This window comes from Streptomyces sp. WMMC500, assembly GCF_027497195.1.
GTDB lineage: Bacteria > Actinomycetota > Actinomycetes > Streptomycetales > Streptomycetaceae > Streptomyces.
Genome location: NZ_CP114905.1, coordinates 1,811,005 through 1,831,395 on the forward strand (window position 1 = coordinate 1,811,005; position 20,391 = coordinate 1,831,395).

Annotated in this window: 16 protein-coding genes; 5 read left to right on the forward strand and 11 right to left on the reverse strand. The window is 71.8% G+C overall.

All coding sequences use genetic code 11. The features are described from left to right. Nucleotides 1–2: 2 nt before the first annotated feature. The 3 genes from O7599_RS07370 to O7599_RS07380 form a co-directional block, all read right to left on the reverse strand. On the reverse strand, nt 3–194 hold the full coding sequence (locus O7599_RS07370) for a DUF397 domain-containing protein (RefSeq protein ID WP_281621299.1): 192 nt from the start codon (nt 192–194) through the stop codon (nt 3–5). Then, nucleotides 191–1,039: a helix-turn-helix transcriptional regulator gene (locus O7599_RS07375; RefSeq protein ID WP_281621300.1), complete on the reverse strand. Its 849-nt coding sequence runs from the start codon at nt 1,037–1,039 to the stop codon at nt 191–193. The genes O7599_RS07370 and O7599_RS07375 overlap by 4 nt, the downstream gene beginning before the upstream one ends. Before the next feature lie 116 nt (nt 1,040–1,155). Beyond that, nucleotides 1,156–2,001: an NAD(P)H-binding protein gene (locus tag O7599_RS07380; RefSeq protein ID WP_281621301.1), complete on the reverse strand. Its 846-nt coding sequence runs from the start codon at nt 1,999–2,001 to the stop codon at nt 1,156–1,158. Between the two features lie 109 nt (nt 2,002–2,110). Here O7599_RS07380 and O7599_RS07385 point away from each other — a divergent pair, with 109 nt between their 5' ends. Beyond that, on the forward strand, nt 2,111–2,512 hold the full coding sequence (locus tag O7599_RS07385; protein ID WP_281621302.1) for a helix-turn-helix domain-containing protein: 402 nt from the start codon (nt 2,111–2,113) through the stop codon (nt 2,510–2,512). Between the two features lie 181 nt (nt 2,513–2,693). Here the strand turns inward: O7599_RS07385 and O7599_RS07390 are convergent, their stop codons facing one another. The 4 genes from O7599_RS07390 to O7599_RS07405 form a co-directional block, all read right to left on the reverse strand. Beyond that, nucleotides 2,694–3,704 (reverse strand): alpha/beta hydrolase family protein, encoded by a 1,011-nt coding sequence (locus O7599_RS07390; RefSeq protein ID WP_281621303.1) that lies wholly within the window; start codon nt 3,702–3,704, stop codon nt 2,694–2,696. A 103-nt stretch (nt 3,705–3,807) separates the two neighbouring features. Further along, nucleotides 3,808–5,433, reverse strand: a complete 1,626-nt coding sequence (locus O7599_RS07395) for a phosphodiester glycosidase family protein (RefSeq protein ID WP_281621304.1) — start codon at nt 5,431–5,433, stop codon at nt 3,808–3,810. A gap of 146 nt (nt 5,434–5,579) precedes the next feature. Then, nucleotides 5,580–7,985: a family 43 glycosylhydrolase gene (locus tag O7599_RS07400; protein ID WP_281621305.1), complete on the reverse strand. Its 2,406-nt coding sequence runs from the start codon at nt 7,983–7,985 to the stop codon at nt 5,580–5,582. Further along, nucleotides 7,982–9,451 (reverse strand): sulfatase-like hydrolase/transferase, encoded by a 1,470-nt coding sequence (locus O7599_RS07405; RefSeq protein WP_281621306.1) that lies wholly within the window; start codon nt 9,449–9,451, stop codon nt 7,982–7,984. The genes O7599_RS07400 and O7599_RS07405 overlap by 4 nt, the downstream gene beginning before the upstream one ends. A 128-nt stretch (nt 9,452–9,579) precedes the next feature. On the opposite strand from O7599_RS07405, the gene O7599_RS07410 reads away from it, so the two are divergent. Further along, on the forward strand, nt 9,580–10,737 hold the full coding sequence (locus tag O7599_RS07410; RefSeq protein ID WP_281621307.1) for a transposase: 1,158 nt from the start codon (nt 9,580–9,582) through the stop codon (nt 10,735–10,737). A gap of 103 nt (nt 10,738–10,840) precedes the next feature. Here the strand turns inward: O7599_RS07410 and O7599_RS07415 are convergent, their stop codons facing one another. The 4 genes from O7599_RS07415 to O7599_RS07430 all read right to left on the reverse strand — a co-directional run bounded on the left by O7599_RS07415 (nt 10,841) and on the right by O7599_RS07430 (nt 14,776). After that, nucleotides 10,841–11,848, reverse strand: coding sequence for an aliphatic sulfonate ABC transporter substrate-binding protein (locus O7599_RS07415; protein ID WP_281621308.1), 1,008 nt, complete (start codon nt 11,846–11,848; stop codon nt 10,841–10,843). Nucleotides 11,849–11,950: 102 nt separating this feature from the next. Continuing rightward, nucleotides 11,951–12,739, reverse strand: coding sequence for an ABC transporter ATP-binding protein (locus O7599_RS07420; RefSeq protein WP_281621309.1), 789 nt, complete (start codon nt 12,737–12,739; stop codon nt 11,951–11,953). Then, nucleotides 12,736–13,548, reverse strand: coding sequence for an ABC transporter permease (locus O7599_RS07425; protein ID WP_281621310.1), 813 nt, complete (start codon nt 13,546–13,548; stop codon nt 12,736–12,738). Before O7599_RS07425 ends, O7599_RS07420 begins: the two co-directional genes overlap by 4 nt. Before the next feature lie 16 nt (nt 13,549–13,564). Further along, nucleotides 13,565–14,776, reverse strand: coding sequence for an ROK family protein (locus O7599_RS07430; protein WP_281621311.1), 1,212 nt, complete (start codon nt 14,774–14,776; stop codon nt 13,565–13,567). 270 nt (nt 14,777–15,046) lie between these two features. Between O7599_RS07430 and O7599_RS07435 the strand changes: the two genes are divergently transcribed. From O7599_RS07435 to katG, 3 genes are all read left to right on the forward strand, one after another. Continuing rightward, nucleotides 15,047–16,405 (forward strand): family 43 glycosylhydrolase, encoded by a 1,359-nt coding sequence (locus tag O7599_RS07435; RefSeq protein WP_281621312.1) that lies wholly within the window; start codon nt 15,047–15,049, stop codon nt 16,403–16,405. A gap of 110 nt (nt 16,406–16,515) precedes the next feature. After that, on the forward strand, nt 16,516–17,598 hold the full coding sequence (locus O7599_RS07440) for a magnesium and cobalt transport protein CorA (RefSeq protein ID WP_281623306.1): 1,083 nt from the start codon (nt 16,516–16,518) through the stop codon (nt 17,596–17,598). Nucleotides 17,599–17,995: 397 nt separating this feature from the next. Further along, the gene (katG, locus tag O7599_RS07445) at nt 17,996–20,224 is read left to right on the forward strand and encodes a catalase/peroxidase HPI (RefSeq protein WP_281621313.1); all 2,229 of its coding nucleotides are present in this window, start codon (nt 17,996–17,998) and stop codon (nt 20,222–20,224) included. Nucleotides 20,225–20,391: the final 167 nt, after the last annotated feature.

Sequence of the window (20,391 nt, forward strand, 5' to 3'; positions counted from 1 at the left end):
TTTCAGAGTTCGACGGCCTTGGCGTAGGCCACGAAGTCGGCCCAGGCCGCGGGAGTCACGGAGAGCTGACCGCCCTCCCGGTCCTTGCTGTCACGGACGTGAACAGCCTGCGAGCCGACGGCGACCTCGATGCAGTTGTCGCCCTCGCCACCGCTGTAGCTGCTCTTGAACCACTCCGGTCCGATCCTGCTCATACGTCTCCTCGCATCTGCTCCAACAGCTCCACGGTAGCCTCGTGGCCGAGCGCTTGGGAACTGAGCTTCCGGTAGCGCTGCTGGAGCATACCGACATCAGCCAGGTCGCTGATCAAGTTGCTCGACCGCTGCCCCTCGGAGTAGCCAAGCCACTTGTGGTCGTAGGTCTCGGCAAGATAGAAGGGGCCGTCTCCCCCCACGTGTTTCTCCATTCGGCGCGGCATCACCTGGATCTCGACGTTCCGTCGTTCGCCCAGCGTCAAGAGGCGGTCGAGAAGGAGGCGGGTGACCTGCACCCCGCCCATCTGCCGTTCCAGCAGTGCCTGTTCCACGATGAAGCCGAAGTACGTGTTCGGCCTGTCGTCGAGGATGGCCTGCCGCTCCATCCTCGCCGCGACCTGGCGGTCGATTTGTTCCTCGCTCAGCGGCGGCAGTACCGCCTCCGAGACCGCGCGAATGTACGGCTCCGGCTGGAGCAGCCCTGGCACCACCCGGCACTCGTACGCGTACAACGTGACCGCCTCCTGCTCGATCACCGCCCAGTGCCGGAACCGCGACGCCAGCCCCGCCTTCCTCGTCAGGCTCCTCCGCGTCTCCTTCAGCAGTCTCGCCGCCAGCGGGCCCAGCGCATCCTCGGCCAGCCTGTCCAGATCCCTCGGCGGGAACCGCACTCCTCGCTCGATCTTGGAGATGTGGTCGAACGAGTACCCCACGCGCTCGGCCAGCACCTCCTGCGTCAGCCCTGCCTCATCCCGGAGCACCTTCAGCATCGCCCCGAACGTCTTCAGGCTGTCCCCTGCCTCCGCCTCGCCCCCGTACAGGCTGGCGTTGCCGACTTTCCCCATCCCCGGCCACCTCTCATGTCACTGCCGGAACTTCGACACCTCCATAATTACGGACAGTGACGACCCTGGTCCAGTGAGTAACCCGCCCAGCCGACGGTTGTACGGGTTCCGGAGTTTCACCGGAACGCTTCGACGTTGCGGCGGGCCCACCGATCAAAGGCACGGGGTGCGCGGCCGAGGATGCGCTCGACGTCCGGGCTGAGTCGCAGTTCGGCGGCGTTGGGCTCGCCGAGGACGGCCAGCGTGGTCTCGACGACCGGCTCCGGCAGGAACGCGGACATCCGCTCGTGCGCCTCGCCCCGGGTCAGTTCCACGAAACGCACCGGCTCGCCGAGGGCGCCTCCGATCGCCGCGGCCTGCTGCCGCGGCGTGACCGCGGCCGGCCCGTTCAACTCGTACGTATGACCCGCGTGCTCGTCCTTCATGAGGGCCACGGCCGCGACCTCCGCGATATCCGCCGGGTCGATCACCGGGATACCGACGTCACCGAACGGCGCGGCGACGGTCCGCTCGGCGCGTACCGACTCCGCCCAGGCGTAGGCGTTGGACGCGAAGCCGCCGGACCGCAGAATCGTCCAGGCCAGGCCCGACTCGCGCACCGCTTCCTCGATCGAGCGCATGACGCCTCCGTGCGAGGGCGACTCCGGCCTGGTGATCACGCCCTGCGAGGAGAGCAGCACCACCCGCCGGATCCCGGCACCCCTGGCCACGTCGAGGACGGCTCGCGGGTCGAGCCCGTGGCCACCCGCGCCGCCGTCGTGCAGGAACAGGGTGCCGGCCCCTTGGAGGGCGGGCCGCAGGGTCTCCTGCGCGGCCAGGTCGGCCCGCACGTGCCTGGTCCCACCCGGCAGATCCACCGGGGTGATCCCCCTGGACACCGCCGTCACCTGCTGCCCCGCCTCCGCCAGGGCCTGCACCAGCGGCCGGCCGACGTTCCCGGTTGCACCCGTCACCACGATCATGATCAGCTCCCACGTCTTTTCCAGTGGTTTCGTGCGATGACGGCGACGCTAACAACCTCGGTATAGTAGGTACCTAGAAGAAAGTGACTTTCTCGGAGAGGTGGTAGCCATGGCGACCGGGACGAGCCGGCCGACGGCCGACGCCATGACCGACCCGGAGCAAGCCTGTCCGATCTCTCCGGTCGTGGACATCGTGTTCAGCCGGTGGACCACACCGATCCTCTGGTCTCTCCACGCCTTCGGCCGCCAGCGGTTCGTCGAACTGGAGCGGCGTATCAAGGGCATCACCCCCAAGGTGCTCACCCAGCGCCTGCGCCAGTTGGAGCGCGACGGCCTGGTCGTCCGCACCTACCACCCCGAGGTGCCGCCGCGCGTCGAATACGAGATCAGCGATCTCGGCCGCAGCCTCGCGCCGCTCTTCGCCCACCTCTCCGAGTGGGCCGCCACCAACCTCGCGCATGTCGAGCGGGCCCGGCGGGACTACGACGACGCGGGAGCGCCCCGCGGTTGACTCCGGTCGTGATCCGCACGGCCCGGGCGGGCGGAGACGACCGCGGCCACCGTTGATCGATGACCGGTGTGGTGGCGCTGATCCCGGGCGCGTACCAGGCGCGTACCAGGCGCGTACCGGGCGGTGGCGCGGCCGGGCAACGGGCCGCCGTGCCGCGGCCCGTTGCCCCGCGCGCTTGCGGTCAGCGGACCTTCAACGCGCCCAGCAGCATCGGCAGCGAGGCGTGCAACTCCCGCTCCCAGTACGCCCAGCGGTGCGTGCCGGGACCGTAGAGGTTGGTGATCACCTTCTTCGCGCCCACGCGCTTCAGCTCCGCCGCCAGCGCCTTGTTCTGCCGGTTGAAGTCCGCCTCCAGGGCGTCCGTCGCGCCGGGCGGGTCGAGAGGGCCCGCGGTGCCGTCGCCGCAGGAGAGGTAGACCGGCGTCGACTTGAGCTTCTTCGCCAGGTGGTACGGGTCGTGCGCCTGCCAGATGGCGCGCTGGTCGACCGGGTCGCCCCAGACGCGGCGCGGGTCGTCGCCCTGGCCGGCGAAGAAGCCCATGATCCGGTTCACCGACTCGTCGTTGAGCAGCGGGTGTGCGGCGCCGGAGTAGGCGGCGGCGGCGCGGAACATGCCGCGGTGGCGGGCCGCGTACATCAGCGCTCCCTGGCCGCCCATCGACAGGCCCGCGACCACACGGTTCGCACTCGCTCCCCAGTCGCTTTCCAGGAGGCGGCGCAACTCGTCGGTGTGGAAGGTCTCCCAGGCCGGGTCGCCGCCGTCGCCGAAGTTCCACCAGTCGCTGTACCAGCCGTTCCACCCGGCCTCGGGCATGACGACGAGCACGTCTCGCAGGCTGTCGGTCTCCTCGACGTCGGTGGCGGAGGTCCACGAGGTGTAGTCGCCGCAGCAGCCGTGCAGCAGCCACAGAGTGGGCCAGTTCTGCCCGCGGTCGTCCGGGTCCCAGCCGTCGGGGGTGAGCAGGCGTACGGGCACCGTGCGGCCACCGAGGGCCGGGGAGCGTACCGACAAGTCGACCAGGCGCTCCCCCACTTGCGTCACGCCCACGACCTCGGCGTCACCCCGGGGGTTGCCCTTCGCCGCGCCCTCGGGTGCCGCCGCGGCGAGCGACGGGGCGGCCGGGACCAGCGTGAGGAGCACAGCGGAGAGCACGAGCAGCAAGCGGTTTCTCACGGTCAGAACGGGTGCCATGGCGGCTCCTTGGTGGAGAGGGGCGTTCGGACTGTGCTGGGTTCTCGGGGATGTTCCGGCGTCAGCGTCAGCGTCAGCCTCAGCGTCCGCGTCCGCTTCCGCGTCAGCGCCGCCGCGGCAGGATCAGCAGCGCGTCGCCCACCGCCCGCTCCCCCGCCGCGTCGGACGGGTCGTTGATCACCTCGCCGCCCACGGCCATCGTGGTCGACCCACCCCCGTCGAGGTTCACGGCGTCGCGCAGCCCCAACGCGCGGGCGACGTCGGCGCTCTCGGGGATGCTGAGGCCGAGGGAGTCCGTGGCGCGGCCGTCCGCGGTGACGAGCACCGTGCGGCCGGCGGCGTCCACGCCGGCGAGGGTGCGCGGGTTCCGCTTGTGCATCCAGCCGTAGTAGAAGCTCGGGTTGCCCGGCTGGACCATGCCGTCCGCCGCGGGCGTGACGTGCACCCGGCCGTCGCGGACGAGTTCGGGGCCGCCGTTGACGACGGAAGTGCCGCCGGACGTCACGACGGAGCGCCCGCGGTCGTCGCGCAGTCCGTGGCGTATCCGCAGCTTCTCGCCGGTACGCGCGAGGGCCGCCAGCTCGTCGGCGTGCGCGCCCGTCGCCTGGACCGCGCTGCCGCCCGCCGGCAGTGTGCCGCCGCGCGGCGAGCGCACCTCGACGACCCGGCCGCCCGCGTCGAGCACGGCCTCGGTGCCGTCGCCGGCCGGGGTGCGGGCACCGTACTCATCCGTAAAGGCGACGACTTCGTCGTCGTCGGCGCAGGTCACGTCGTGCCGCGGGAGGGCGGTCGGGGTGTCGTCCGCGGTGCCGCCGCAGTTGCGGATGAGGCCCGGTACGCGGTCGATGCCGTCCAGCGGCAGCGTGCCGCCCTCGGCGGTGACGCGGCCGTCCCAGCCGAGCCGGGCGACCCGCGTGCCCCGGGCGGAGTCGCGCAGCACCAGCGCGGGCCGCGTGCCCACGGTCTCGCTGAGCACCCGGCCGTCGTAGACGCCGGCGCCCGCCGGGTCGCCGGGCGCGCCGGCCTTCGGGTCGAGGACGAAGAACCCGGCGTTGACGCCCGCGGTGGCGCGCGCCGCCGTCGCCAGCTCGCTGGTCGTCTCGCGGTTCTCCAGGTCCGGCCCGTACGAGGCGACGAGCCCGCCGCGGAACCGGCGCGGGTCGACGGTCAGCACGTCGACCCGCCACACCCCGCGGACGCCGGGGTCGCCGTCCCAGCCGGTGTACGTGGCGGAGCCCGCGTATCCGGCGGCGACGAGGCGGGCCCGCTCGGCGTTCGCCGCGGCCTGCTCGTCGAATGCACCGACGCGGACGCGCCAGCCGAGGGTGCCGCCCGCGAAGTCGGCGACGGCGGGCGTGGTGACCTCCTCGGCGCGGGCGGTGAAGCCGTCGCCGGTGAGCTTCGCGGCCAGTTCCTCGGCGCTGGCCCGGTCGCGCAGGGCGGCGGGCGGGGCGTCGGGGTCGGGCGAGCCGGTGCCGCCGGGGATGGCCACCTCGACGGTCCAGGGCAGGTCCGGGCTGCCGGCGCCGCGCACGATGCGGGTGAGGGTGACACCGGGTTGCAGCGTCTCGGTGGTCCGCGTCTCGGTCAGGTCCGGGTCACCCAGGGGCAGGGGCAGGGGCTTCGCCGCGGGAGCCGGGGCGGGAGCGGAGGACGCCGACGACGACGGCGCCGCGACCGAGGCGAGGAGCGCCAGGACCGTGCCCGCGCCGAGCAGTTTGCTGTTCACGTGTGCCTCTCGGAGGTGACGTACGGCGGACGTACGAGGCGGCCCCGCCGGCACCAGGGGTGCCGGCGGGGCCGGGTGGACCAGCCTCAGCAACGGTGAGCGTGATCGAGACCGCCGTCAAGACGTCGACGGCAAGTCCCCCGCCGTCACCGGGTCCGGTGCGTGCGTACGTAGTCGAACTTCGCCACCGCCCCTTCCTTGTTCATCGACACCAGCCCGATCCGCAGCCGCTCGTCGCCGGGCAGCGTCCAGACCCCGTTGTGGACCCACGTGCGGCCGTCGCGGCTGGTGGCCGCGCGCACCTCGTGCTCGCCGTCGTCCCCTCTGCCGTCCTGGTGGTACGACAGCCGCAGCCACATCGTGTCGGCGGTGGGGCCGCCGAACATGGGCGCGTTGGCGACGGGCGTCGGCGGCGAGGTGGTGGGCCGCTCGCCCTCCTTCGTGAACTCGCTGACGTCGAGGACCGTGCCGCCGCCGCGGTTCAGCGGCAGCACCGAGTGGGTCACCTTGAAGTACTTGTCGTCGTCGGCGTAGAGGAGCAGTCCGGCCTGCTGGTTGGGCTGGTCCGGGTCGAAGGCGACCTTGGTGGTGACGGTGTAGTCGCCTTCTGGCGCGTCCCGCAGCAGTACGGAGGCGGTGTTGGTGCCGAGGTGCAGTTCGCCGTTCTGCGTCGGCCACACCAGGTCGCCGCCGTCCGCGGTCACGCCGGGCGCCGGGCCGCGCAGCCACTGCCACGGCGAACCGGGCTCGGTGCCGGGCACGGTGCCGGACGCGAACTCGTCGCTGTGGCCGGGCAGCAGCCGGCCCGTGGCGGGCTCGGGTACGCGCTCGGTGACCGGCTCGTAGAGCCGTGCCGCGCCGACGTTGTCGGCCGCCGCACCGCCGCCGCGTGCGGCGGTGCCCACCGCGCCGGACCGGGCGGCGGCCCCGGGCAGGCGGCGCTCCTGCGCGGCGACGGCGTCGCGCAGCCGGTCGCCGCTGACCTCGACGCTCATCCGGCCGCGGCGGATCTCGACGGTGACGTTGTGCCAGGAGTCCCAGTCGTACGACGCGGGCAGCGGCGTCACCTGCTCGCCGAGGCTGCGGCCCCGTACGACGACGTCGGTGACCAGCGCGCCGCGGTCGCGGTCGAGCCAGGCGGTGGTGTGGTTGCGCGGGTCGCGGTAGGCGACGGTCAGGCCCGCCGCCCCGTCCGCGGCGGCCACCCGCAGGTCGGCTTCGGCGCGCAGGTCGCGCGGGGCGGCCTCGTCGCTGACGAGGAACGCCGCCCCGGGGCCGCCCCCGTGGGTCGCGTACGGGCCGGAGTCGGCGTCGTCCGCGAGCGACCAGCCGCCGGTGCCGGCGCCCTCGGCGCGCCAGCCGTCGAGGGAGCCGGAGGCGAAGGTGCCGCCTGCGTCCCAGTCGGTGACCGGGGCGCGCTGCGGGCCCTCGGAGGGGCCGGCGCCGGCGCGTACGACGGGCCAGCCGTCGATCCAGTCGAGCCGGTCCATGAGCATGGGGCGCCGGGTGAGCTGGCGGTCGGGCAGGTCCGGGAAGCGGTCGAGGTCGGGGTTGTCGGCGGGGATGCCGTGGTACATCATCCAGTCCTGGCCGGCGAGGTCGGTGGCCAGCCCGTTGTGGCCGGGGCCGATCCAGCGGTTGCCGTTGGCGCCCAGGACGATGGCGCCCTTGCTGGTCGGCGCCATGAGGTCGACGCCCTCGTCGTCGCGGAACGGTCCCGTGGGGCTGGTGGAGCGGCCGGCCTTGACCTGGTAGCCGCTGTACGCGCCGTCGCAGCAGCCGGCGTCGGAGTAGAAGAGGTAGTAGTAGCCGTCGCGGCGGACGACGAACGCGCCCTCCATGCGCCGGCCCTGGGCGACCTGCGTGACCTCGCCGGTGATACGGGTGCGCTCCGCGTTCATCTCGGCGACGCACAGGATGTCGTAACTGCCCCAGTACAGGTACGTCTTGCCGTCCCGGTCGGTGAACTGGGCCTGGTCGATGCCGCCGGTGGGGCAGCCGCTGGGCGTGGGCAGCACGGTGCCGGTGTCGGTCCACGGTCCGGTCGGGGTGGGTGCGGTGGCGGCGCCGACGGTGTCACGGCCGGGGACGGAGTAGTAGAGGGTGTAGCGGCCGTCGTTGTAGCGGATGTCGGGGGCCCACAGCCGCGAGCCCCGGTGCCAGTCGGGCTGGGTGGCGGGGGTGAAGACCTCGCCGGCGTACTCCCAGGTCGCCAGGTCCGCGGAGCGCAGGATCGGCAGCATCCGCTCGCTCTGCTCGCCGCCGGACTGGAAGACGGGGTTCATGGTGCCGTAGGAGTACCAGTAGCCGTCCTTGCCGCGGATCGTGACGGGGTCGGGGAAGGTGTCGACGACGCCTTCGGTGACCGGGTTGGCGTACGTCCCGGGGGCCGCACTCCCTTCCTGCGCCGAAGCCGAAGCCGGGGCCGCGGCCGTCGCCGGGGCCGGGTCCGGAGCCGGCGCCGGGTCCGCGGCCGTCGCCGACGACAGCGGCAGCAGTCCCGCGAGGAGCGCGCACAGCAGCAGCGCGGTCCGTGTCCACGTCCGTCTCATGCGGAGGTTCCTTCCGGTTCGAATGCGCTGAGGGTCGGGTCGTAGTCGAGGGCGCCGACGTCGTACATCGGCGTCATCCAGTGGTAGAAGTTGTCGCCGCGCTCGCGCAGCAGGTCGTACAGCCGGCGCAGCATCCGGCGGCGTACGGGCAGCATTTCGGGGTGCGCGTAGCGGTTGGTCAGCTCGTGCGGGTCGGCGGCCAGGTCGTACAGCTCGTTGACCGACTCGGGGTTGACGACGAGCTTGTAACGGTCGTCGCGGATCATGCGCTGCGGGTACGGGAAGTGGTGGCCGTGGAACTCGGCGAGCAGCTCCGCGGGCCACTCGGGGCGCTCGCCGCGTACCAGCGGCAGCAGGCTGCGGCTGTCGACGGCGGGCGCGGTGTCGCAGCCGGCGAGGTCCAGGATGGTGGCGGTGCAGTCGGTCAGGGTCACGAACTCGTCCCTGACCTGCGGCCGGGCGCCGGGGACGCGGACGATGCCGGGGATGCGGTAGATGTCCTCGTACATCGCCGGGCCCTTGTCGTGGAGGCGGTGGGCGCCGGTGAACTCGCCGTGGTCGGCGGTGAAGAAGACCGCGGTCTCGTCGGTCAGGCCGAGTTCGTCGAGGCGGGACAGGATGCGGCCGATCTGGCGGTCGATGAGGGTGACGTAGCCCCAGTAGACGGCGATGAGCTTGCGGGTGACCTCGACGGGGATGGTGTCGAAGGTCCAGTGGGCGCTGTAGTTGCGCTGCACTGGCGGCTTGCCCTCGAAGGTCTCGGCGATCGACGGGGGCAGCTCGACCAGTTCCGGGTCGTACATGTCGTAGTACTCGTCGGGCAGCAGGTAGGGCAGGTGCGGGCCGAAGAAGTGGGTGGCGAGGAAGAACGGGCGGCCGGTGGCCGCGTAGGCGTCCAGGTGCTCGATGGCACGGGTGGCGAGGTAGTGCTCGAAGGTGGCCTCGGCGGGCTGGTGGAGCCGGGCGGCCAGCAGGTTGCCGGGGTTGCCGTTGGGGGTGGTGCCGCGGATCGGCTCGGAGATCCGGTACGGCGGCAGCCCCCGCTCGGCGAGGTAGGCGAGGTAGTCGGGGTGGTCGACGGGGTTGTGCCAGCCGGGGAGGTCCGGTCCTTCGAAGCCGTAGGAGGCGGCGTTGCGGTGGGTGCCGCCGTGCCACTTGCCGACGAGACCGAGCTGGTAGTCGCGTTCGGCGAGCGCTCCGGGGAAGGTGAACGCGTCGCTCCGCAGGTCTTCCAGGTAGCCGACGTTGCGCTCGTAGTTGGCGAGCAGCCGGTGGCGGAACGGTGCCTGGCCGGTGAGCAGGCTGGCGCGGGCGGGGGTGCAGATGGCGGTGGGGGTGTAGCACCGGTCGAAGCGGGTGCCGGTGGCCGCCAGCCGGTCGAGGTGGGGGGTCGCGACGTGCGGGTTGCCGTAACAGCCCAGGGTGTCGACGCGGTGCTGGTCGGTCATCAGGAACAGCAGGTTCACTCTTGCCCTTTCGAGGAAGCCCCGGAGTTCGGACCCATGAGGAATCGAAACCTGATCCTGGCGTCGGGGGGTGGCGCAGCGTCATCAGGGTGGGAGGCGTTGTCAGTGGTCGCCGGTAAGTTGCTTGCATGAGGCTGGTGGTGCAAGTCAGGTTGCTGCCGACGCCAGAGGAGGCGTCGGCGCTGCAGCGGACGCTGCACTCCTGCAATGCCGCGGCGAACCGGGCCTCTGCCGTGGCCTACTCGACGGGCAAGCGGTCGCGTAACGACCTGCAGAAGGAGGTGTACGCGGAGCTGAAGGCGGACTTCGGTCTGTCTGCGCAGGCCGCCGTCAGATCGGTGAAGAAGACCGTGGATGCCTACACCACACTCAAGGCCAACGTGCGGGCGGGGAACCTCGGGCCGCGGGGTGCGAAGCGCAGAGTCAGGGCCGAGTCGAAGCCGATCGCCTTCCGCCAGGATGCGGCGCAACCCTACGACGACCGGATCCTGTCCTGGCAGCACGACAGCCGCACGGTCAGTATCTGGACCACCGACGGGCGCCTGAAGGGCCTGCGTTACGTCGGCCATCCGGAGCAGATGGAACTGCTCGTGAAGTACCGCAAAGGCGAGAGTGATCTCGTGCACCGTGACGGGAAGTGGCTTCTCGTCGCGGTTTGCGAGGTGCCCGAGCCTACGGTTTCGGAGCCGAATGGCTGGATCGGTCTGGACCGGGGCATTACGAATCTGGCCACCACCAGTGATGGCACCAACTACCAGGGGCGGCGCCTTGGGCGCTACCGGCGCTGGCAGGCCCGTAAGAGGGCGGAGCTGCAGGCCAGGCAGACCCGCAGCGCGTCCCGGCGGGCCAAGCGGATGGCCCGCCGCGAGACCCGGCATGCCGCCCACGCCAACCACAAGATCAGCAAGGAGATCGTGGCCGTCGCACAACGCACCGGACGCGGTGTCGCCGTCGAAGACCTCGGCGGGATCCGCGAACGGGCACGGCCTTCCCGCGACCAGCGGGCCGCGCTCTCCTCGTGGCCGTTCGACCGGCTCGGCGAGTACCTGGCATACAAGTGCCGTCTGGCAGGTGTGGCGTTTCTCGAAGTCGACGCCTCCTACACATCGCAGCGCTGCCCTCGCTGCGGCCATACCGAGCGCGGCAATCGCCCGACTCGGGATCAGTTTCGTTGTCGTCGGTGCGGGCTCGCTGGCCCGTCCGACCACGTCGCCGGGGTCAACGTGCGTGAACGCGCACGCCTGGCGTGGGGCTTCGTCAACAGTCCCGCACTGCAAGAGACCTAGCACCTCCTCTCTGTGGTGGATGCGACCCGTGGCCGTCCTGTCGTAGGGGGCAGCCGGGAGCGCGAATCGGTGTGAAGACCCGCCGGGCCGTCAAGCCCGCACTTCAGGACCGAGAAGCTGACTTGGCGGACGCCTTCGTGTAGAGGTCGCCGAGGTAGTACTCCGCCGGGTCGGGTGCCTCGTCGAGCTGGCCGGTGCCGACGAAGAACTCGGCGAGGTCGTTCAGCCAGTCGCCGACGGTGCCGTCCTCGGTCTTGGCGACGAGGTCCTTGGTGGCCAGGACCTCCTGGTTGGCGGCGTCGGCCTTGACCTTCTCCTCGTCCAGCTTGAGCATCGCGGCGGTGTCGGCGACGGCCTCGTCGGGGTTCTCGAAGCGCCAGTCGTTGGCCTCCTGGAGCACGCCGATGACCTTGGTGGACAGCTCGGGGTCGACGCCGGTGCCGGCGACGAAGGCGTTGGGGAAGAAGCTGTCCTCGAAGTCGCGGGTGCTGGCGACCTCTTCGAGGTCGGGCACCTTGGCCTTGATCTCGTCGATCATCGGGTACCACAGGCCCGCGCCGTCGATCTGCCCGGAGGAGAAGGCGGAGACGATGGTCGCGGGGTCCATCGGCACCTTCTCCACGTCGTCGATGGACATGCCCTCCTCCTGGAGCGCGAGGTTGAGCGCCATGTCGCCGGAGGTGCCCTCGGGGACGCCGACCTTCTTGCCCTTCAGGCCGGCGAGCGAGGAGATGCCGGGCTGGGCGATGACGCGGTCGGCGTAGCCGAGGGTGTTGACGGCGATGACGTCGGCCTTGCCGGAGGCGGGCAGCCACATGGCGCCTGGGCCGATGTAGCCGAAGTCCAGGTCGCCGGCGCCGAGGGCCTGGATCTGGATGGGGCCGTTGTTGAAGACGGATATCTCGGCGTCGAGACCGGCCTTCTTCCACAGGCCCTGCTTCTCGGCGATCGCGAGGAGGCTCGCGCCGTTGTAGTCGTTGATGTAGCCGAAGCGGACGGTGGAGGCGTCCGCCCCGCCACCGCCGCCGCCGTCGTCGGAGCAGGCGGCTACCGGAAGTGAGATGAGCGCTACCGTGAGTGAGAGGGCGAGGGTACGACGGGTCGCACGCATGGCGGAGGGGTCCTTTCGGGTGTGCTGAGCGGTGCCGAAGTCTGCGGGGATCCAGGGGCGTTCGGGGGTGCGGGGGTACGGGGGTACGGGGGGGGTACGGGGTCAGGCCGCGGCCGGGGCGGTGCCCTGGTGGTAGACGGAGTGCCAGACCTCGTTGCGTATCCGGCCGAACTCGGGTGACAGCCGGATCTCCTCGGTACGGGGGTAGGGCAGCGCGACGTCGACGATCCGGTGGATGCGCCCGGGGCGGGCGGCCATCACCACCACCCGGCTGGCCAGGTAGACCGCCTCGTCGACGTCGTGGGTGATGAACATGACGGTGCGCTTGTCCTGGCTCCAGGTGTCCAGGAGCTGGTCCTGCAACTGCACCCGGGTCAGCGCGTCCAGGGCCCCGAACGGCTCGTCCATCAGCAGCACCTGCGGGTTGACCGCGTACGCGCGGGCGATGGCGCAGCGCTGCTTCATGCCGCCGGACAGCGTCTTGGGCAGCGCGTCGGCGAAGTCGGTGAGGCCGACCAGCTCGATGGCGCTGTCGGCCCGCTTCCTGCGCTCGTCCGCCGGCAGGCCGGCGAGCCGCAGCCCGAACTCGACGTTCCGGCGCACCGTCAGCCAGGGGAAGAGCGCGTACTGCTGGAAGATCACGCCGCGTTCGGGGCCCGGCCCGGTGACGGGGCTGCCGTCGACCAGGACGTCGCCCGAGGTGGGCTCGGCGAGCCCGGCGGCCATGTTGAGCAGCGTGCTCTTGCCGCAGCCGGAGGGGCCGACGACGGTGACGAACTCGCGGTCGGCGATGTCCAGGGACACCCCGTCGAGGGCGGTGAAGTCGGTGCCCTTCATCGGGAAGGTCTTCACGACGTCCCGGAAGGAGATTTTCTCGGTTGTCTCGGTCATCGCCGCTCCTGCCAGCCGGTGAGACGCCGCTCGGCGAGCAGCAGCAGCCGGTCCATGACCAGGCCGAGCACGCCGATGGTGATGAGTCCCACGAAGATGGTGTCGAGGTCGTAGTAGGTCTGTGCGTACTGCATGCGGAAGCCCAGGCCCTCCTGGGCGGCGATCAGCTCCGCCGCCACCACGGTGGCCCAGGCGGCGCCGAGGCCGATGCGCATGCCGACGAGGATGAACGGGGTCGACGCCGGGATGACGACCTTCAGGAAGATGACGCGGTCGGAGGCGCCGAGGACCCGGGCGGCGTTGATGAGGGTGCGGTCGACGTCGACCACGCCCTGGAAGGCGGCGACGACGCAGGACAGGAACGCCGCCAGGAAGATGACGAAGACCTTCGGGGTCTCGCCGATGCCCATCAGCACGATCGCCAGCGGGATGAGCGCCAGCGGCGGGATGGTGCGGAAGAACTGGACGTACGGCTCCAGCAGCCCGCGGGCCGTGGGATACCAGCCCATGAGGAAGCCGACGGGGATCGCCAGCGCGGTGCCGAGCGCGAAGCCGGTGAAGACGCGGCGCAGGCTGGCGAGCAGGTCGTCGGCGAGGGTGCCGTCGGAGATCAGGTCGCCGGCCTTCTGCGCCACGGCGAGCGGCCCCGGCAGGCTCTCGACGTTGAGCGCGGCCAGCACCGCCCAGACGGCCACGCCCGTGGCCAGGGCGATGACGTTCAGGACGAGGGAGCGGACCTGGCCGCGCCGCTCGGTGCGGCGCGCACGCGGCTGGGCGGCCCGCTTGCGGGGTGTGGTGATCACGGCCATACGCACCTCGTTCGTTTCACGCGTCGCACGCGTCGTCCTCGGGATCGGTTTCTGCGGGGTAGTGGGACAGGAGCGGGGATTCGTGCAGCACCAGCGCGATGGCGCCGAGCGCGCCGCCGGTGGCGCCGAGGGTCGCGGGGCGCAGCACCACGCGGTCGCGGGAGGCGGGCATGATGTGCGCGCCGAGCGCCTTCTCGACGGGGCCGGTGAGCGCCTCGCCGGTGCGGGCGAGTTCGCCGCCGATGACGATCACGCCGGGGCCGATCGCGTTGCAGACGGCGGCGAGCACGGTGCCGATGTGGGCGCCGGCGACGGCGAGGACGGCGCGGGCCGCGGCGTCGCCCGCGGACAGCGCGGCGGTGAAGGCGGCGAGGTCGCCGGCGCGTCCGCCCGCGGCGCGGTAGGCGTCGAGTACGGCGCCGACGGAGGCCACGGTCTCCAGACAGCCGGTGCCGCCGCACTCGCAGGGTGCGCCGGCCGGTACGGCGGTGACGTGGCCGAGTTCGCCGGAGAGCCCGAAGGCGCCGCGGTGCAGCGAGCCGCCGACGACGAGGCCGCCGCCGACGCCGTGCGAGACCCGCAGGTAGAGCACGTCGGCGTCGTCGGCGGCGGCGCCCCAGGTGGCTTCGGCGAGCGCGGCGAGGCGGGTGTTGTTGTCGAGCAGTACGGGCACGCCGAAGCTCTTGCGCAGCAGGTCGGAGAGTACGTCGAGGCGCCTGTCGCCGGCGGTGAGGTCGCCGGGGGCGCCGATGGGGCCGACGACGCCGACGCCGACGGCGTCGAGTGCGCCGAGGCGCAGCGCGCCGCCGGTGAGGGTGCCGACGAGCCGTTCGGCGAGCCGTACGCGCTCCTCCCACGCCAGGTCGGGGGCGTGCTGCTCGCTGGCGGTGCCGACGATCTCGTGGGCGACGTTGACGGCCGCGACGTGGACGGCGCGGCGGGCGAAGTCGATGCCGAGTGCCTGCCCGGCGTCGGGGTTGAGGGACAGCTTCTCCACGGGCCGGCCGCGGCGCCGCTCCTCGGCCAGCGGCACGGCGGCGACGACCGCGCCGCTGGCGACGAGGTCGCCGACGATGTCGTAGAGCGTGGTGCGGGACAGCCCGCAGCGGGTCCCGAGTTCGCCGCGGCTGAGGGGCCCGTGCTTGCGCAGCAGGGAGAGCACGAGCTCTTCGTGCTCGCGGCGGAGGCGGGAGAGGGGGCCGGCGGAGGGGTGCATGGCCGACAGCATGGAGACGCCCCGCGTTTTTCGTCAACAGGTCGGAAAAAAGAAACACAGGGCCGCAAGACTCCCGTCACAAAACTCCGTTGCGGCTGCCGCACGATGGGTCGTGCGTGACCTGCGGCGATGGCCGGGGGCGCGGACCCGGCCGGGCGCAGGCGCCGACCGGATTATTTTTCCGACCTGTTGACGAAAATCTTCGGGCGTTCGCATGCTGTGCGCGACGACAGGTCCCGGGGCCGCCGGCGTGCGCGGCACGACGAGGGAGGACGAGAGAAGATGACCCACTCAGCGAGCGGTTCGTCCATCGGCCGGCGGTCCCTGCTGGCGGGCGCCGGCTCCGTGGGCGCGGCGGCGGCGCTGGCGCCCGTACCCGCGTCCGCGGCTCCCGGCACGGCGGGCCCGGCCGGCGGCGGGGGCGGCGAGGGCGGCAACCCGGGGAACTGGCCCGACCCCGAGCCGTACGGCCTGGCCGACACCCGCGCCGACCTCTGGCCCCGCGAGGACAACTCCTTCGTGCTGCCGCTGGAGTTGCGGCCCCGCGACGAGGAGATCGGCCGGGTCTGGATGCGTGACACCTACGTCAACTGCTTCGACGTCGGCGGCCGTCCGCTGTACGTCGCCACCGGCACCAGCCGCGTGCCGGGCCTGGAGACCGCGAGCCCGTGGAACGACGGGATCTTCGTGTGGACGGCCCGCTCCCTGCGCGGGCCCTGGCGGCTTGCCGACACCACCGGGATCCGGCCGGGTGCGGAGAAGGGGAAGGTGTGGTCGCCGGAGTTCGCCGGCGAGAACCGGCCGGGGCGCACCGTCGTCGCGCCGTGGCAGGAGTACTGGCACGACGACATGTTCGGCAAGCGCGCCAACGCCTGGGCGCCGGAGGTGCACTACTTCCGCGGGCGCTGGTACATCGTCGCGTGCATGGGTGACCACTCACGGCTGGTCGGCTCGTTCATGCTGGTGAGCGAGGGTGGGGTGGAGGGCCCGTACCGGCTGGTCGAGGGCAGCCTCGACAAGCCCTTCGGCGACCCGGTCAGGGGCGGCCCGTCGTTCATCGAGCCCGGCGCGTACCACCACATCGACGGCAGCCTGTACAGCGAGGGCGACGACGCCTGGCTGGTCCTCCACAACGACCTGTACGCGAAGTTCCGCGACGACATGGAGGACATCGTCCCGACGACGGCGCTGCCGCGCTTCGCGCAGCAGCGGTACTCCCCCGAGCCGTATCTGGAGGGCGCGTACGTCTTCCGGCACCGCGGGAAGTACTTCCTGCTGCACGCCGCGTGGAACAGGGCCTCGCTCGATCCGTACGGCAGCACGCGGCACGCGTACGAGCCGGGCGGCACCGGCCGCGTGCAGTACCAGTACGACGCGGTGGTGGCCGTCGCCGACCGCTTCGAGGGCCCGTACTCCAGGCGCTGGACCGCGGGCGTGGGCGCCGGGCACAACAACTTCTTCGCCGACGCGGACGGCAGGCTGTGGGCGACGTTCTTCCGCAACCCCAACTTCGGCTACTGGGCGGACCCCGCCCGCATCGCCGACGCCGCCGTCCCCGGCGTCGTGCGGCTGGAGTGGACCGGCGGCGAGGACGGGCGCATCTACGTGCAGCGCCGCCGGGGGCGTGCGGCCGGGCACTGACCGCGCTCCCCCGCTCTCTGCGCCCCGGTGGGTGATCGCCGGGGCGCGTCCGGCGCGCGGCGGACCGGTGGCAGACTGGCACCGGTCCGCCGAAGGAGCCCGCAGTGTCGATGATCAAAAGCCTCCGCCACGTGGTGCGCAGGGCACCCCGGCGCACCGTGGACCTGAGCCACCACGCCCGCTCGCCGCTCGGCAGCGCCGTGGTGAACTGCGTGTCGTATCTGGACGGCGTGCGCCTCCAGCAGGGCAACTGCCCGGCCGCCGAGGCGCTGGGCCACGTGCGCAGGCGCGGGCAGGGCTTCGTGTGGATCGGGCTGCACGAGCCGCGCGAGGAGGAGCTCGCCGGGCTCGCGGACCTGTTCGGGCTGCATCCGCTGGCGGTCGAGGACGCGGTGCACGCGCACCAGCGGCCCAAGGTCGAGCGGTACGACGACACGCTGTTCGCCGTCTTCAAGACCGTGCGCTACGTGGAGCACGCGGAGCTGACCGCGACCAGCGAGGTGGTCGACACCGGCGAGCTGATGGTCTTCGCCGGACCCGACTTCGTGATCACCGTCCGGCACGGGCCGCACGGCTCGCTGGGCCCGCTGCGCGAGACGCTGGAGGCGTCGCCGGAGCAGTTGGCCCAGGGCCCGGCGGCGGTGCTGCACGCGATAGCCGACCACGTCGTCGACGACTACCTCGCGACCGACGCGGTGCAGCGCGACATCGACGACGTGGAGTCCGCCGTCTTCAGCGAGCACGCCCACCGCGGCGACGCGGGCCGGATCTACCAGCTCAAGCGCGAGCTGATGGAGCTGCGCCGGGCCGTCGCCCCACTGGACCGGCCGCTGCAGCGGCTCGCCACCAGCCCCATGCCGCACATCGCGGCAGGGATACGGACGTACTTCCGGGACGTGGCCGACCATCTGCAGCGGATCACCGACCAGATAGCGGCGTACGACACGCTGCTGGACTCCATCCTCCAGGCGCATCTGGCGCAGGTGACCGTGGCGCAGAACGAGGACATGCGGAAGATCACGGCGTGGGCGGCGATCATCGCGATCCCGACCATGGTGTGCGGGGTGTACGGGATGAACTTCGACCACATGCCGGAGCTGGGCTCGGTCTACGGGTATCCGGCGACGCTGCTCGTCATCGCGGTGGCGTGCTCCGTGGTGCACCGGGGCTTCCGCCGCAACGGCTGGCTCTGACCCGCCCCCGCGACGCCCTTTCGCGCCTCCCCGACGGCTCTCCCGCGCGTACACCACCTCTGCGACGAATGTCCGAATCCGTCGGGTACCTGTTGCTCCGATCCGATATGAAGTTGGCGTGCTTCTTGACTTAGAATCTGTCCACCGTAGGATCGGAGACGGCGACAGCCACAGGAAACAGGAAGACCACGTACGGCAGGAGACGAAGACTCCGACATGCGCGTACGCCGCCGTTTCGAACCGCACGGCTGCCCGGAGCCCGGTTCGAGGGTTGCGTCCAGGTGTAAACCGGCCAAACCGCACGGTTCACCCCGGCCTGCCCCGGCGCTTCCGTACTTCCTCCGCCCCGCGGCCCCCGAGCACCGCACCCTCAACCGCATGGTCCGGAAGGATTTTCATGGCCGACAAGCCTGAAGCACACGTCACCGACACCACCCCGGAGGGCGCGACAGGCTGCCCCGTCGCACACGGCCGCGCCCCGCACCCGACCCAGGGCGGCGGCAACCGCCAGTGGTGGCCCGAGCGCCTGAACGTGAAGATCCTCGCCAAGAACCAGCCCGCCTCCAATCCCCTCGGCGAGGACTTCGACTACGCCGAGGCGTTCGCGAGCCTGGACCTGGCGGCGGTCAAGCGGGACATCGCCGAGGTCCTGACGACCTCGCAGGACTGGTGGCCCGCCGACTTCGGCAACTACGGCCCGCTGATCATCCGGATGGCGTGGCACAGCGCCGGCACGTACCGCATCCACGACGGCCGTGGCGGCGCGGGCTCCGGTCAGCAGCGCTTCGCGCCGCTGAACAGTTGGCCGGACAACGGCAACCTCGACAAGGCCCGCCGGCTGCTGTGGCCGGTGAAGCAGAAGTACGGCCAGAGCCTGTCCTGGGCCGACCTGATGATCCTCTCCGGCAACGTCGCACTGGAGACGATGGGCTTTTCGACCTTCGGCTTCGCCGGCGGGCGCGCGGACGTCTGGGAGGCCGAGGAGGACGTCTACTGGGGCCCGGAGACCGAGTGGCTCGGCGACACCCGCTACAGCGGCGACCGCCAGTTGGAGAACCCGCTCGGCGCCGTGCAGATGGGCCTCATCTACGTCAACCCCGAGGGCCCCAACGGCAACCCCGACCCGATCGCCGCGGCCCGCGACATCCGCGAGACCTTCCACCGGATGGCGATGAACGACGAGGAGACCGTCGCCCTCATCGCCGGCGGCCACACCTTCGGCAAGACCCACGGCAACGGCCCCGCCGACGCCGTCGGCCCCGCCCCCGAGGGCGCCCCGATGGAGGCCATGGGCCTGGGCTGGATCAGCACCCACGGCACCGGCAAGGGCGGCGACGCGATCACCAGCGGCCTCGAGGTCACCTGGACCGACACCCCCACCGCCTGGGACAACAGCTTCTTCGAGATCCTCTTCGGCTACGAGTGGGAGCTGTTCAAGAGCCCCGCGGGCGCCCACCAGTGGCGGCCGAAGGACGGCGCCGGCGCGGGCACCGTGCCCGACGCCCACGACCCGTCGAAGCGGCAGGAGCCGCGGATGCTGACGACGGACCTGTCGCTGCGCTTCGACCCGTCGTACGAGCAGATCTCGCGGCGCTTCAAGGACAACCCCGCGGAGTTCGCGGACGCCTTCGCCCGGGCCTGGTTCAAGCTCACCCACCGCGACATGGGCCCGAAGGTGCGCTACCTCGGCCCGGAGGTGCCGGCCGAGAACCTGATCTGGCAGGACCCGCTGCCGGAGGTCACCCACGAGCTGGTCGACGCCGCCGACGTCGCGGCGCTGAAGGCCCGGGTGCTGGAGTCCGGCCTGTCGGTCTCCGAGCTGGTCTCCACGGCGTGGGCGTCGGCGTCGACGTACCGGGGCAGCGACAAGCGCGGCGGCGCCAACGGCGCACGTGTCCGCCTGCAGCCGCAGATCGGCTGGGACGTCAACGAGCCCGACCGCCTGGCGCGTACGCTGCGCACGCTGGAGGGCGTGCAGGAGGAGTTCAACGCGGCGCAGTCCGGCGGCAAGCGGATCTCGCTGGCGGACCTGATCGTCCTCGCCGGCGCGGCGGGCGTGGAGAAGGCGGCCGGGGACGGCGGCGTCGAGGTCCGGGTCCCGTTCGCGCCGGGCCGTGCGGACGCCACCCAGGACGAGACGGACACCGAGTCCTTCGCCGCGCTGGAGCCGACCTCGGACGCCTTCCGCAACTACCTGACGAAGGACCAGCCCCTCCCGGCCGAGTACCTGCTCCTCGACCGCGCCAACCTCCTCACCCTGACCGCGCCGGAGATGACGGTCCTCGTCGGCGGCCTGCGCGTCCTGGGCGCCAACCACCAGCAGTCCCCCCACGGCGCCCTCACCGGGACCCCGGGCACCCTGACGAACGACTTCTTCGTCAACCTGCTCGACCTCGACACCACGTGGACGTCGGCCAACGGCGACGGCCAGCTCTTCGAGGGCCGCGACCGGACCGGCGAGGTCAGGTGGACGGGCACGCGCGCGGACCTGGTCTTCGGCTCGAACTCGGAGCTGCGCGCGGTGGCGGAGGTGTACGCGAGCGACGACGCGAAGGAGAAGTTCGTGCACGACTTCGTCGCGGCGTGGGACAAGGTCATGAACCTGGACCGCTTCGACCTGCGCTGACACTCCCACCCCACCGGGCCGGCCCCTTACGCGGGGGCCGGCCCGCCCCCTTCTCCGGCGCCTTCGACCACCCCCGCAGCCCTACGATGCACGCCGTATCGCACGCGGTTCGGCCGGTGCGGGGACGAGCCCCGCGGCGGGGGCCCGCGGGGCTCTCCGAGGGGCGG